The sequence below is a fragment of the Halanaerobium saccharolyticum genome, from assembly GCF_004362045.1.
Taxonomy (GTDB): Bacteria; Bacillota; Halanaerobiia; order Halanaerobiales; family Halanaerobiaceae; genus Halanaerobium; species Halanaerobium saccharolyticum_C.
The window spans coordinates 1-13,647 of sequence record NZ_SNWX01000023.1; the positions used below are offsets into that span (position 1 = coordinate 1).

16 protein-coding genes are annotated in these 13,647 nt (G+C 36.1%); all 16 read left to right on the forward strand.

Annotation, left to right across the window (positions count from 1 at the left end):
• Positions 1 to 223: 223 nt before the first annotated feature.
• The 16 genes from rsxC (at position 224) to minD (ending at position 13,644) form a co-directional block, all read left to right on the forward strand.
• Entirely contained in the window at positions 224 to 1,549 is a 1,326-nt protein-coding gene (gene rsxC / locus DFR79_RS11900) for an electron transport complex subunit RsxC (protein ID WP_133515705.1), read from the forward strand.
• A gap of 15 nt (positions 1,550 to 1,564) precedes the next feature.
• Positions 1,565 to 2,473 (forward strand): RnfABCDGE type electron transport complex subunit D, encoded by a 909-nt coding sequence (locus DFR79_RS11905; protein WP_133515706.1) that lies wholly within the window; start codon positions 1,565 to 1,567, stop codon positions 2,471 to 2,473.
• On the forward strand, positions 2,474 to 3,034 hold the full coding sequence (locus DFR79_RS11910) for an RnfABCDGE type electron transport complex subunit G (RefSeq protein ID WP_133515707.1): 561 nt from the start codon (positions 2,474 to 2,476) through the stop codon (positions 3,032 to 3,034).
• Positions 3,034 to 3,642 (forward strand): electron transport complex subunit RsxE, encoded by a 609-nt coding sequence (rsxE, locus tag DFR79_RS11915; protein ID WP_133515708.1) that lies wholly within the window; start codon positions 3,034 to 3,036, stop codon positions 3,640 to 3,642. The genes DFR79_RS11910 and rsxE overlap by 1 nt, the downstream gene beginning before the upstream one ends.
• Positions 3,642 to 4,232 (forward strand): electron transport complex subunit RsxA, encoded by a 591-nt coding sequence (rsxA, locus tag DFR79_RS11920; protein ID WP_133515709.1) that lies wholly within the window; start codon positions 3,642 to 3,644, stop codon positions 4,230 to 4,232. Before rsxE ends, rsxA begins: the two co-directional genes overlap by 1 nt.
• Before the next feature lie 20 nt (positions 4,233 to 4,252).
• Positions 4,253 to 5,251 carry an RnfABCDGE type electron transport complex subunit B gene (locus tag DFR79_RS11925; protein WP_133515710.1) on the forward strand — a complete coding sequence of 333 codons (999 nt, stop codon included), beginning with the start codon at positions 4,253 to 4,255 and terminating at the stop codon, positions 5,249 to 5,251.
• Between the two features lie 124 nt (positions 5,252 to 5,375).
• Positions 5,376 to 5,786: a NusG domain II-containing protein gene (locus DFR79_RS11930; protein ID WP_133515711.1), complete on the forward strand. Its 411-nt coding sequence runs from the start codon at positions 5,376 to 5,378 to the stop codon at positions 5,784 to 5,786.
• Between the two features lies 1 nt (position 5,787).
• On the forward strand, positions 5,788 to 6,315 hold the full coding sequence (locus DFR79_RS11935; RefSeq protein WP_133515712.1) for a Gx transporter family protein: 528 nt from the start codon (positions 5,788 to 5,790) through the stop codon (positions 6,313 to 6,315).
• Entirely contained in the window at positions 6,308 to 6,913 is a 606-nt protein-coding gene (locus DFR79_RS11940; RefSeq protein ID WP_133515713.1) for a Maf family protein, read from the forward strand. Before DFR79_RS11935 ends, DFR79_RS11940 begins: the two co-directional genes overlap by 8 nt.
• Before the next feature lie 20 nt (positions 6,914 to 6,933).
• Entirely contained in the window at positions 6,934 to 7,629 is a 696-nt protein-coding gene (gene radC / locus DFR79_RS11945; protein ID WP_133515714.1) for a RadC family protein, read from the forward strand.
• 62 nt (positions 7,630 to 7,691) lie between these two features.
• On the forward strand, positions 7,692 to 8,732 hold the full coding sequence (locus DFR79_RS11950) for a rod shape-determining protein (RefSeq protein WP_133515715.1): 1,041 nt from the start codon (positions 7,692 to 7,694) through the stop codon (positions 8,730 to 8,732).
• Between the two features lie 12 nt (positions 8,733 to 8,744).
• Positions 8,745 to 9,680 (forward strand): rod shape-determining protein MreC, encoded by a 936-nt coding sequence (gene mreC, locus DFR79_RS11955; protein ID WP_133515716.1) that lies wholly within the window; start codon positions 8,745 to 8,747, stop codon positions 9,678 to 9,680.
• Positions 9,681 to 9,712: 32 nt separating this feature from the next.
• Complete coding sequence (gene mreD / locus DFR79_RS11960) at positions 9,713 to 10,210, forward strand: rod shape-determining protein MreD (protein ID WP_133515717.1); 498 nt, start codon at positions 9,713 to 9,715, stop codon at positions 10,208 to 10,210.
• On the forward strand, positions 10,197 to 12,089 hold the full coding sequence (mrdA, locus tag DFR79_RS11965; protein WP_133515718.1) for a penicillin-binding protein 2: 1,893 nt from the start codon (positions 10,197 to 10,199) through the stop codon (positions 12,087 to 12,089). The genes mreD and mrdA overlap by 14 nt, the downstream gene beginning before the upstream one ends.
• 133 nt (positions 12,090 to 12,222) lie before the next feature.
• Positions 12,223 to 12,825, forward strand: coding sequence for a septum site-determining protein MinC (minC, locus tag DFR79_RS11970; protein WP_133515719.1), 603 nt, complete (start codon positions 12,223 to 12,225; stop codon positions 12,823 to 12,825).
• Between the two features lie 24 nt (positions 12,826 to 12,849).
• The gene (gene minD, locus DFR79_RS11975) at positions 12,850 to 13,644 is read left to right on the forward strand and encodes a septum site-determining protein MinD (RefSeq protein WP_133515720.1); all 795 of its coding nucleotides are present in this window, start codon (positions 12,850 to 12,852) and stop codon (positions 13,642 to 13,644) included.
• Positions 13,645 to 13,647 lie beyond the last annotated feature (3 nt).

Here is a 13,647-nt window from a genome sequence, read left to right on the forward strand (position 1 = left end):
CTGTATCTTATTTGAGCTGATTTTAGTGTAGAAAATACTGTTTAGAGTAATATTTTATCTTTTTTATTTTTTAAAAATCATTTGCGGAATCTCTGAATACTGTTGTTCTTGTTTAACAATTAGTATATAATAATTTATGGTTTGGGTTCTAAATCTAGTTTATAGTAAATATTTCAATTATAAATTTTTATTAGAAAATATGGATAAGGGGTGAAATTGTATAGTGAAAGCTTTGACTTTTAAACAGGGTATACATCCTGAGTATAATAAAGAATTGACAAAGGATAAACCCTTAAAAAATGCGAAACGTCCTGAGGAAGTAATTATTCCTCTAAAACAGCATATTGGAGCACCTTTAAAAGTGCTGGTAAAAAAAGGTGATCAGGTTGATCTGGGACAGAAGATTGCAGATGGAGATAGTTTTGTCTGTGCACCGATTCATGCTTCAGTTTCTGGAACTGTTAAGGAAATTAGAAAAGTAACAGATCCGGGTGGAAATATTGTTGATGCTGTAGTTATTGAGTCAGCAGAAGAGGATAAACTTAGCTCTGGTTTAGAAAAACATGATAATTTAGATCAACTCGATGCAGATCAAATCAGAAAAATCATCAGGGAGGCAGGAATAGTAGGTATGGGGGGAGCAATGTTTCCCACTCATGTTAAGGTTTCTATTCCTGATGATAAAAGTGTTGATTATGTAATTTTGAATGGGGCAGAGTGTGAGCCCTATTTAACAGTTGACCACAGGGTAATGGTCGAAAGACCAAAAAGTATTGTTTTTGGTTTAAAAGCTTTAATGAAAGCTGCAGATGCACCTGGAGGGTTTATTGGGATTGAAGAAAATAAACCTGAAGCTATAGAAAGTATGCAGGATGCAGTTAAGAATGAAAATAATATCGAAGTTAAAGTTTTGGAAACAAAATATCCACAGGGTGGAGAAAAAATGTTGATTGAGGCTATACTGGGACGGGAAGTTCCTGCAGGTGGTCTACCGCTTGATGTTGGAGTAGTGGTTAATAATACATCAACAGCAGCAGCTGTTGCGGATGCAATTAGAGATGGGAAACCATTATATGAAAGATCAATTTCTATAACTGGAAGAGGAATTAATAATCCTCAGAACTTAATTTATCGAATTGGTACCAATATTGGTGATCTGGTTGAAGAAGCTGGCGGCTTAAAAGAAGATGCTGCAAAAGTAATTACAGGTGGCCCCATGATGGGAGTGGCTCAAAAGCATTTAAATATTCCTGGAGTAAAGGGAACGTCCGGCATCCTGGTTTTAGTTGAAGATGAAGTTGAAGATTATGAGCCTTCTCCCTGTATTAATTGTGCTCGCTGTGTTGATGCCTGTCCTATGTTTTTAATGCCGACTCAACTGGCAAATTATGCAAAACATGATATGGTCGACGAATTGGAGGAATGGCAGGTATTAAGCTGTGTTGAATGTGGTTCCTGTTCATTTGTCTGTCCCGCTAAAATACCTCTAGTTCATCATCTGCGTCTTGGTAAGGCACAGGTTATGGCTAAAAAAAGAGAAGAGAATTAAGGAGGATAATCAATAATGAATAAAGAATTAATTGTAACATCCTCACCACATGTCAGAGCTCAGGATTCAGTCCAAAAAATAATGTGGTCAGTCGTAATTGCTCTGCTGCCAGCAGTTTTTGCTGCTGTGTATTTTTTTCAGGCAAGAGCAATTTCGGTGGTTCTGACAGCTGTTGCTGGTGCGGTTTTAACAGAATACATATTTCAAAAAATCAGAAACAAAAAAATTATGATTAAAGATGGAAGTGCAGTTGTTACAGGTTTACTTCTGGCACTTACTCTTCCACCTTCGATTCCGCTCTGGACTGCTTTTTTTGGTGCAGTAGTAGCTATTGGCCTGGGAAAACAGGTTTTTGGTGGAATTGGTCAAAATCCATTTAATCCGGCCTTAGTTGGACGAGCGTTTTTGACAGCATCTTATCCTGTTTTAATGACTACCTGGACTGTAGATGGAGTATCTTCTGCAACACCTTTGAGTCAGATGAAGATGGATGGGATTGCAACTGATACCTGGAATCTTTTTGTGGGTCAAATAGGTGGTTCTCTGGGAGAAACATCAGCTCTTGCTCTTTTACTGGGTTTTGCCTATCTTTTATATAAGGGCTATGTTAACTGGAGAATTCCTCTGGCAATGGTGGGTACAGTATTTTTAGGTGCTTTTGCCTTTGGTGCAGATCCAATATTTCATCTTTTTGCAGGGGGACTAATGTTGGGTGCTTTATTTATGGCTACTGATATGGTTTCCAGTCCAACCACCAAAGCCGGCCGCTGGATTTTTGGAATCGGAGCTGGTCTTTTAGTTGTCATAATTAGACTCTGGGGTGGTTATCCAGAAGGGGTAATGTACAGTATTTTGTTGATGAACACAGCTGTCCCCTTAATTAACAGATATACAAGACCTCGCAGTCTGGGAGAGGTGAAATAAATGGAAAAGAACAGTAAAAAAGCAATGATTATTACTCTAGCTACAATTGGCATAATATCAGCCTTACTTTTATCTTTTGTTTACGAATGGACTACACCTTATATCCAGGCTAATCAAGCTCAAAAGCAGAAACAGGCAATTAATGAGGTATTACCAGGTGTAGTGGAAGTGAAAAAAGTAGAAAAAAATGGTAATATATTTTATGAAGGTTATGATGCTAATGGTAACCGAGTTGGTGTTGCTTTTACAAGCACCGGTGGAGGTTACAATGGTGTAATTGAGGTTATGATTGGTGTCAATTTAGAACAGAATCAAATTTATAAAATCAGTATCTTAAATCACCAGGAAACACCTGGTTTAGGTGCAAGAATTACTGGTAAAGAATTTAAATCTAATTTTAATAATCAACCTTTTGGAAATTATAATGTTGTAAAAACTCCTCCTTCTAAAGAAATGCAGGTTCAGGCTATTGCAGGAGCAACTATTTCTTCCGAAAGTGTTACTGAGATTATTGAATCTGGATTAGATAAAGTTACTTCTGCTTATGGAGGTGGAAACTAATGGCTTTAGATTTAAAAGAGATGTTTTCTGATTTTAAAAATGGACTCTGGGCTGAAAATCCAATAATCCGTCTGGTTATCGGTATGTGTCCTACTCTAGCTGTAACCAATACAACTGAAAATGGTTTAGCAATGGGTTTAGCTACATCTTTTGTTCTTATTTCTTCGGAAATAGTAATTTCTTTAATTAAAAAATTAATTCCAGCAAATGTGAGAATACCAAGCTACATACTTATTATTGCTACTTTTGTAACCTTTGTTGATTATTTTTTAAAGGCTTTTTACCCGGGAATTGCAGAATCGCTGAGTATTTTTGTGCCTCTGATTGTGGTAAACTGTCTTATTCTGGGCCGTCAGGAGGCCTTTGCTTCTCAGCATTCAACTCCAAGAGCGATAGCAGATGGAGTAGGTATGGGACTTGGTTTTACCTGGGTTTTAGTTTTGCTGGGGGCAATAAGAGAATTTTTTGGTATGGGATCAATTTTTGGTTTAACGCTTTTAGGAGAATGGTACCGGCCAATGGTTATTATGGTATTACCTGCTGGAGCTTTTATTACACTGGGAATACTAGTTGGAATTATGAATTATATCAGCAGGGAGGGTAAATAATGGAAGAATTTACACAGATACTATTATTATTTATCAGTACTGTCTTAATTAACAACTTTATTTTGGTCAGATTTTTAGGAATCTGTCCCTTTTTAGGAGTATCAAAACAGGTTGAAACAGCTTTTAGTATGGGGCTTGCTACAACTTTTGTCATGACCCTGACTGCAGCTGCAACCTGGTTGATCAACACTTTTATTTTAGAAGCATTAAACTTACCATTTTTGCAGTATGTATCATTTATTATTGTAATTGCATCTCTGGTACAGTTTGTAGAAATGTTTATTAAAAAGACAAGTCCGGTTTTATATAAAGCATTAGGTATTTTTCTGCCTTTAATTACAACTAACTGTGCAATCTTGGGTCTGGCTTTACTGATTCCACTTAATGGTTATAGTTTTATTGCCAGTGTAGTTTTTGGTTTTGGTGCTGGAGTTGGTTTTACTCTGGCAATTGTATTAATGGCAGGATTGAGAGAAAAATTAGAATTTGGCGATGTGCCGGGGGTCTTAAAAGGTGTGCCAGTTACATTGATTATTGCAGGTATTATGGCTATGGCTTTTATGGGCTTTTCCGGGCTCATCTCAATGTAGTGGAGGTGGCAGTAAATTAAATGAATCCAACATATGTATATTCTTTAATTAGTATGGGGGGGATAGCGGCTTTATTGGCTGCAGTACTTGGTTTTGCTTCAGAACGTTTTAAAGTAGAGCAGGATCCCAGAGTTGGCAAAGTTGAAGATGCTCTCCCTGGTGCTAACTGTGGAGCCTGTGGTTATGCAGGTTGTGAGGCTTTTGCCGAGGCTGTTGTTAATGGTGAAGCTCCTGTCGGTGGCTGTCCTGTCGGTGGAGATAAAGTTGCATCTGATATTGCAGATATTATAGGAGCAGATGCAGAAAGCTCGGATAAAGTTGTTGCCGAGTTAATTTGTGGTGGGGGAATCAAAGAAACCACAAAATCTGGTAAGTATCAGGGTATTGAAACCTGTAAAGCAGCAAATGCTGTAAATGGTGGCGAAAAAGAATGTCAGTACAGCTGTCTTGGTTTTGGTGATTGTGAGGTTGTCTGTCCTTTTGATGCAATTGAAATGAGCGAAAATGGTCTGCCTCAAATAAATTATGATAAGTGTACCGGGTGTGGTAAATGTGTAGAAGAATGTCCACGTAATGTTCTACTGCTGGCACCATTAACTGCAAAAACACATATTAGATGTTCCTCTCACAATATAGGGAAAATTGTTCGTAAAACCTGTGAAGTGGGCTGTATTGGTTGTTCTCTCTGTGCAAAAACCTGTCCGGTAGATGCTATAGAGATGGTCGATAATCTGGCTGTTATGGATTACGAAAAATGTGTTAACTGTGGTAAATGTGCAGAAGTTTGTCCGACCGGCACCATTGAGTTTCAGGGTGAAATGATTGAAAAAGTTGAAATTAATGATAATTGTGTGGGCTGTACCCTCTGTGCCAAGGCCTGTCCGGTTGATGCAATAGAGGGAGAAGTAAGGAAACTGCATGAAATTGATCAGGAAATATGCATCCAGTGTGGACTTTGTTATGAAGCCTGTAATGTTGATGCAGTGGATTTATTTTATCAAGAAGAAAATAATAGTTAAGATATTTAAACCCGTCCTTTTAAAAGGGCGGGTTTTTGATAGTGCTCTAGTATGGACATCAGACCGGAAAGATGTTAAAATATAGAGTAATGGTAGTTAAAAAAGAAATTAGTGGTGATTTTAATTGAAAATAAGAGATATTTTAACTTTTTATGATAAAATTTTAATTGTTTTTGTGATTATAGTTAGTCTAGTATTGCTGCTAATCCCTTTTTATTATTTCGGAACTTCTGCGGAAGATGAAGAATTAATTCTTAAGGTACAGCAGGGAGACCAGATAGTCAAAACTGTGGCCGTTGCTAATAGTTACCAGGAACCTATTATTTTTAAGATAAAAGGTCCAATAGGAATTCATACTATAGAGGTTAATCAGGGTAGGGTTCGAGTTATGGAGGCTCCGGCTGCTGATCCACTAAAAATTTGCGAAAAAACAGGCTGGATTAGTAGAGAGGGACCAATTATTGTCTGTGTGCCAAATTCATTGAGCCTCTGGCTGGAAAGCACAAACTCTGACATAGATGGGATGAGCTGGTAGGATGAAAAAAACAAAAAAAATTGTGGTTATCTCATTATTAATCTCTTTAGGGCTTGTTTTACATCTTGTAGAAAGTTTTTTTCCACTTTCAGCAGTAGTTCCTGGAGCAAAACTTGGCCTGGCAAATATTGTGTCTTTAATTGCAATTTCCCTATTTGGATTTCCAGCTGCTTTCCAGGTTGTAATTTTCAGAGTAGTACTGGGTTCATTATTAGCAGGAACCTTTATGACTATAAATTTTTATTTGAGTTTTAGTGGTGGAATATTGAGTTTTATACTGATGTATTTAACTTATTATTATTTTAAAGACTACTTTTCTTTAATTGGAATTAGTATAATAGGTGCTGTTGCTCATAATACTGCTCAAATTACAGCTTCCTATTTCATTATAGCCAACATTGGTATATTCTATTATTTACCGTTTTTGATTTTGCTTGCTCTGCCAACAGGTTTTGGGGTTGGTCTGGTCAGTTACTTTACTCTTAAACATCTGCCATATTCACTTACCGGAGGTAATTTTAATGATTAAAAAAGTAAATAATGTAAAAAGTAATTTAAAATTAGTTTTAGCCTCTGCTTCTCCCAGGAGAGAGGAAATTTTAGCACAGCTAAATTTAAAATTTACTATAGTACCTTCTAAAATTGATGAAAAAGAATTTACAGAGAGTGATCCGATTAAGCTTGTAAAAATTCTTGCTGAGGAAAAAGCAAAATCAGTCTCTAATCTAGTAGAAGAGGCAATTATTATAGCTGCAGATACTGTAGTAGTTCATAATGATCAGATTCTTGGTAAACCAGCTGGGAAATCGGAAGCTAAAAAAATGCTAAAAAAATTAAGTGCTGCTCAGCATCAGGTAATTACCGGGGTAGCAGTTTTAAATTCAAGTTCAGGCGAAAGTCATCTTGCTTATAATATTACTGAAGTCAAAATGGCTGCTCTTAGTCCAGAGGAGATAAATAATTATGTGGAAACAGGTGAACCTTTAGATAAAGCTGGTTCTTATGCTATTCAGGGTTTTGGAGCTCTTTTTATAGAAGAAATAAAAGGCTCTTATTATTCGGTGATGGGACTGCCCATTCACCAGCTTGCTAAATTATTGAATAAATTTAATTATGGAATCCTATAAGAGAAAGGGGCTAATTTTTGATGGAGGGTCTGCAGACCAATTTCACCATCAAAGAACTACCAGCAGAGGAAAGACCGAGAGAAAAGTTATTGAAAAAAGGAAGTAAATATTTATCTACAGCGGAACTGCTGGCTTTAATTATCAGGACTGGAAATAGGGAGAGGACTGCTGTTGAACTGGCTCAGGATGTACTTAGTTTTCATGGAGGTCTGTCAGGACTGCAGGATCTCAGCTGTGAGGAACTGCAAGAAATTAATGGAATTGGAACTGCTAAAGCAGCTCAGATTAAGGCGGTTACTGAATTAAGCCGCAGGATTTCCAGTCTCAAAAATCAAAAAAAAGATCTGGTAAGTAATCCTATTCAGGCAGCTGAACTTTTAGCAGCAGAAATGAGATTTTTAAAACAGGAAGTTTTGCGTGTTATCTTACTTGATGTGAAAAATAAAGTGATTGCTGTGCCCGAGATTTCTCGAGGGGGGCTCTCCAGTTCAATAGTTCATCCTAGAGAAGTTTTTAAGCAAGCGATCAGGCGCAGCAGTGCAGCAATGATTTTAGTTCATAATCATCCCAGCGGTGATCCGACTCCCAGTACTGACGATTTAAGCATTACTAAAAAGCTGGTCAAAACTGGCAAAATAATTGGCATAGAAGTAATGGACCATATTATTATTGCCGGAGATAAATATTTAAGTTTTAAAGAAAAAGGCTTATTTTAGTTTTTTATAATTTATCGGATTTTAGTCTAAGTTTTATTTAATTTGAAAGGGGTTTTAAATAAATGGTTTTTAAATTTTTAAGTGCACCATTTTCAAGGGATATGGGTGTTGACCTTGGAACAGCAAATACATTAGTTTATATTAAGGGTAAGGGTATTTTGATTAGAGAACCTTCAGTGGTTGCCCTAAAAAAAGATAAGCAGGAAGTTCTTGCTGTTGGAAATGAAGCAAAGAGAATGATTGGTAGAACACCTGGAAATATCATTGCAGTTAGGCCCATGAAAGATGGAGTAATTGCTGATTTTGATGTTACTGAATCAATGCTTCGCTATTTTATAACCAAGGCACATAAAAGAAGTAGAATGGTTAGACCAAGAATAATTATTTGTGTTCCTTCGGGAGTGACAGAAGTTGAAAAAAGAGCTGTAATTGATGCGGCTGTTCATGCTGGAGCCAGAGAAGCTTATTTAATTGAAGAGCCGATGGCAGCAGCGATTGGTGCCGGTTTGCCGGTCCATGAGCCCACTGGCAATATGATAGTTGATATCGGTGGAGGAACTACCGAAGTAGCAGTTATTTCTCTGGGAGGTATTGTAACCAGCCGTTCAATCAGAATTGGTGGAGATGATATGGATGCAGCAATTGTCCAATATGTAAAAAGAAAGTATAATTTGATGATTGGAGAAAGAACTGCTGAAGAAATTAAAATAGATATTGGAGCTGCTTTTAGTGATGATCCAGAAGGTATTAAAGAAATAAGGGGGCGTGATTTAGTTAGTGGGCTACCTAAAACAATAGAAATTAATGGAGAAGAAATTCAAAAAGCTTTAGAAGAACCTGTGGTAAATATTATTGATGCTGTAAAAATGACTTTAGAAAAAACTCCACCAGAGCTAGCTTCTGATGTAATGGATAGGGGTATTATTTTAACAGGTGGTGGAGCTTTATTACAGGGTCTTGATAAATTATTAATTGATGAGACTCAGATGCCGGTTCATATTGCAGATGAGCCTCTGGATTGTGTTGCTAAAGGAACTGGTATTGCTTTAGAAGAAATTGACTCCTTAAAAAAGATCTTAATTACACCCAAAAAACTATCATAGGGGGTGTACCTGTTGTTTGAATTTAACAGGAATACACTAATTTCAGCAGCTATCATTCTCTTATTGATTCTAATAATCGGCTTTGTTTATTTTAGTGATCTTAATCTACCTTTTATCAGCTGGTTGAGTGATCTAGTTTACAATTCGATCACACCAATTTTAAATATTATTCATCAACTGGTCGAAAATATTACTGGTTTTTTTAATACTCTTTTTTCAATTGATGACATAACTCGGGAGATTGAAAAGTTAAGGCAGGAAAATAGTGTTCTAAAGAGACAGATACTTTTCCTGGAAAATATAAATCGAGAAAATAAGAGACTGAGAGAACTGCTTGAGTTTAAAGAAAAAGTTGACTATCAGATGGTGGGAGCTGAAGTAATTGCAAACTCTCCTTCTGTCTGGGAAAAAATGATTACAATTAATCGCGGCAGTCGTGATGGATTGAAAGAAAGAATGCCTGTAATTACTTATCAGGGGTATTTAGTTGGTAGAATAGAAGAATTAGGCAGCAGTTCAGCTCAGGTCAGATTGATTACTGATCAGAATTTTGTGGTTGGTGGAATTATCGCCAGAACAGAATCCAGAGAGATTGGTCTGGTTCGAGGTAGTGGGAGAGATGATCAGCCCAGTATTATGGATAATATTGCCTGGGATGCCGATATTCAACCTGGTGATATTATTTTAACATCAGGCCTCTCTAATAATTTTCCTGCTGGCTTAAAAATTGGAAAAGTAACAGAAGTTGAAGTCGATAATTACGGCCTTTCTCAAAAAGCAAAAGTTAATTTATTTATCAGTAATATTACCCTGGAGGAAGTTATGGTTATTAAAAAATTTGATGTAGAGTCTAATAGTAATTTTGATGAAGAAGAAAATGAGGAAGAAATTAATTCAAATGAGGAAAGTGAAGAGAATGATAGCAATTCAGAAAGTGAAAATAATTAAGAGCATAATATATGTATGGTGGAGAGTTTAAATTGAAAAAATATTTATTTAATATTTCAATATTAATCCTGCTTTTAATCTGTCAGCTGTCAATAGCGATTATATTTCCATCATTAAAACTAATTCCAGATTTTATTTTAATTTTTATAGTTATCAGAGCTATAATTTTTGGTGCGAAAGATGCGATGATTTATGGAGCTATTGGTGGTCTGCTTCAGGATGTCTTTTTAGCTTCTTTTATTGGACTTTTTACACCTGTTAAAATAGCTGTTGCCTTCTTAGCAGCTTTATTATCTGGCCGTTTTTTTCCGGAAAACCTATTGATTCCTCCCCTGGGAGTTTTTATGGCCACAGTGGTGCATGAATTATTATATTTGCTGTTAAAAGAAAATTATCTTTTTTCAGCTGACTATTTGGTTTTGATTAAGGAAATAATTCTTCCACTTGCAGCACTTAATGCCCTGATTACTTTTTTTGTATATTTAATATATTTTCTGTGGGGAAGGTGGGATCTGAGTGGACAGGCATAAAATCTTGAGAATAGTTATTCTTTTAATCTTCATTATTTTACTGTCCAGAGCGGCCTATCTGCAGGTTGTGCGTGGTAACTATTATTATGAACTTTCAGAAGGAAACAGAATTTCTGTAAGACCAATTAATGCTCCGAGGGGTAGAATTTATGATCGAAGGGGAGAAATTATTGTCTCCAACCGACTTGCTTATAATTTATATTTGATGCAAAATGAGATTCCCCCGGAAAAAACAACTGAAGAAATTTTAACTGAGCTTTCAAATTTAAGTAGTTTAACGAAATCTCGTCTTCTCTCTAATTTTCATAGTGCAGAGGTGAACACAGCTGCTGAACCAATTCTTTTAGCAAGACACTTGAGCAAAGAAGATGTGGTAATTATTGCTGAGAATAAAGATATCCTTTCTGGATTAGTAGTTAAAGAATCTTCATTAAGAGACTACATTTATCCAGAGCAACTGGTTCATACTACTGGCTATATTGGTGAAATTAATGAAGAAGAATTAATTAGTTTTACTGAAGCAGGTTATAATTATCGCGGCGGTGATTTTGTTGGTAAAACTGGACTGGAAAAAGAATATGAGTTTTATTTAAAAGGTAAACGAGGAGCCGAACAGGTTGAAGTAAATAGTAGAGGAGAAAAAATAAAAACTATTGGAATTAAAAAACCTGAGCCTGGTAATGACCTGATCTTAAATATTGATTTTTCGCTTCAGTCAGCTGTAGAGAAATTAGTGGAGAAAAAATATCAGAAATTAAGAAATCTAGCAGAAGAAAATGAAGAAAGAGCGATGCCTACCGGCATTTCAGCTTTAGTGATGGATATAGATAGTGGGGGTATAATTAGCAGTGTTAGCTTACCTGATTATAATCTAAATTTATTTGCCAGGGGCATTAGCAGCAGTGATTATCATAAATTAATTAATAACCCTCTCAAACCACTGATTAACCGGAATACTATGACTGCTGTACCTCCTGGATCAATTTTTAAACTGGTTACCGGTACTGCGGCTATGGAGGAACTGGGAGTAAGAGCCAATACAAGTTTTTACGACTCAAATGGTACTTTTTATATTCCAGGCTGGTCAAGACCTTTTCGTAACTGGAATCCAATTGGGGAAGGAAAAATGGATTTTGTTAAGGCAATTGCCCGTTCTAATAATATTGTTTTTTATGAACTGGGATATGAATTATATAAAGAATATGGTGGAGAAATGCTAACTGAATATGCAGAGAAATATGGTCTGGGAAGTAAAACTGGTATAGATTTACCTGCAGAAAAAAAAGGTTTAGTTCCGGATGAAGAATGGAAACAAAAGCACTTAAATCAGAGCTGGTATCCTGGAGATTCAGTTAATCTGTCTATTGGACAGGGAAGTTTATTGACCACTCCTGTCCAGATTGTATCCTTAATTTCTGCTATTGCTGCTGATGGTCTCGCCTATAAACCTCAGATTGTGAAAAAAATAAAAAATTCTGAGGGGGAAGTTATCAAAAGTTTTAAACCTCAAATTAATATTGATTTAAGAGATGAAATTGACAGTAGAGTTTTTGAAGCTTTAAAACAGGGGATGTATGATGTTGTAAATAAAAATTATGGTACTGCATCCAGACATTTTAATGATTTTCCTCTGTCAGTAGCTGGTAAAACTGGTACTGCTCAGACCGGTGGTGCCAACCACGCCTGGTTTGGGGGTTTTGCGCCTTACGAAGATCCGCAAATTGCTGTGGTAGTTTTTATAGAAAATGGAGGATCCAGTGCTTATTCAGTTCCAATTGCAAGAGAAATCATGGAACTTTATTTTGGTTTTAAAAATCGTAATAATCTGCAGGATAAATTATATTACTATCAAAGAAAAATTATTAATCAAAATGACTAAGTTTAGTTTTACAGCTATAATTTGAGTTTGATATCCCTACTATACTGTTTTAAATTAACCTAAGTAGGAGAAGCAGGATTTTCAATTTTATTAAAGAATATAATAAAAAGTGGACTAAATGAGGAGAGATCTTATGGCTTCTGTATTTTCATTTCAGGCAGTTTCAGATGGAATAGTTATGAATTTTCGTGAAAGCAGTACTTTTGGCAGCATAAAAAAAGCTGTCAGCCTCCATGCAGCTGAAGCCTCTGATTTTTTTACAGGTGTAAATCTGTATTTAAATTTAAGTGGACTGGAATTAGCTTACGAACAGCTGGAAGAATTGATGGAGATAGTAAAAAATTATAATCAGGTAAATAAAATATACTTTACAGCCCGAAAAATCAAAGAAGAAAAAAGTGAAGATAATTACTCAGATGCAGTAATTATCAATAGAACTCTCAGATCAGGTCAGAGAGTTAAACATCAGGCCAATATTGTAATTGTTGGAGATGTTAACCCGGGTGCTGAAGTTATAGCTGGTGGAGATATTATTGTTTTTGGTAGATTAAGAGGTGTTGTTCATGCAGGTGCTGGTGGAAGTAAAGATTCTCAGGTAGCAGCTTTAAAGTTAGATCCTACTCAGCTGCGAATTGCATCTTTAATTGCAAGATCACCTGATGACAGTGATAGTTCGAAATTACAGGCAGAAAGAGCATATATAGAAGATGATCAGATTGTGGTAGAGAAAATTTAGTATAAAATCCAGGGGGGATGAAATTTGGCAGGTAAAACGATTGTTATTACTTCAGGAAAAGGTGGAGTAGGTAAAACTACTTCTTCAGCTAATATTGGTACTGCACTGGCAATGCATGGTAATAAGGTATGTTTAATTGATGCTGATATTGGTTTGAGAAATTTGGATGTTGTCATGGGACTTGAAAATAGAATAGTTTATGATATTGTCGATGTTGTAGAGAATAACTGCCGATTGGAGCAGGCGATGATTAGAGATAAGCGTTATGATGGTTTATATCTCTTACCAGCTGCTCAAACAAGAGATAAAACTTCTGTAACTCCTTTTCAGATGAAAGAGCTGATTGAGAAGTTAAAAGAAGATATGGACTATATTGTTGTTGATTCACCGGCTGGAATAGAGCAGGGTTTTAAAAATGCAATTGCTGGGGCAGATAGAGCTATCATTGTTACTACTCCAGAAATATCTGCTGTTCGAGATGCTGACAGAATTATTGGTTTACTGGAGGCAGAAGGACTGCGTGATCCAGAAGTGATCATTAACAGGATTAGAGCAGATATGGTTGAACGTGGAGATATGATGGGTATTGAAGATATGATAGAGATTCTTGCCATTGAACTAATTGGTATTGTACCAGAAGATGAGGGTATTGTAGTTTCTACCAATAGAGGTGAACCTATTGCCTTAAATGATAATGCTAAGGCAGGGCAGGCATATCGTAATATTGCCCGCAGAATTATGGGGGAAGATCTGCCAATGATGAAACTGGAAAAGGATAGTTTTATAAGCAGATTCAAAAAATTAGTTGGTTTATCTTAATAT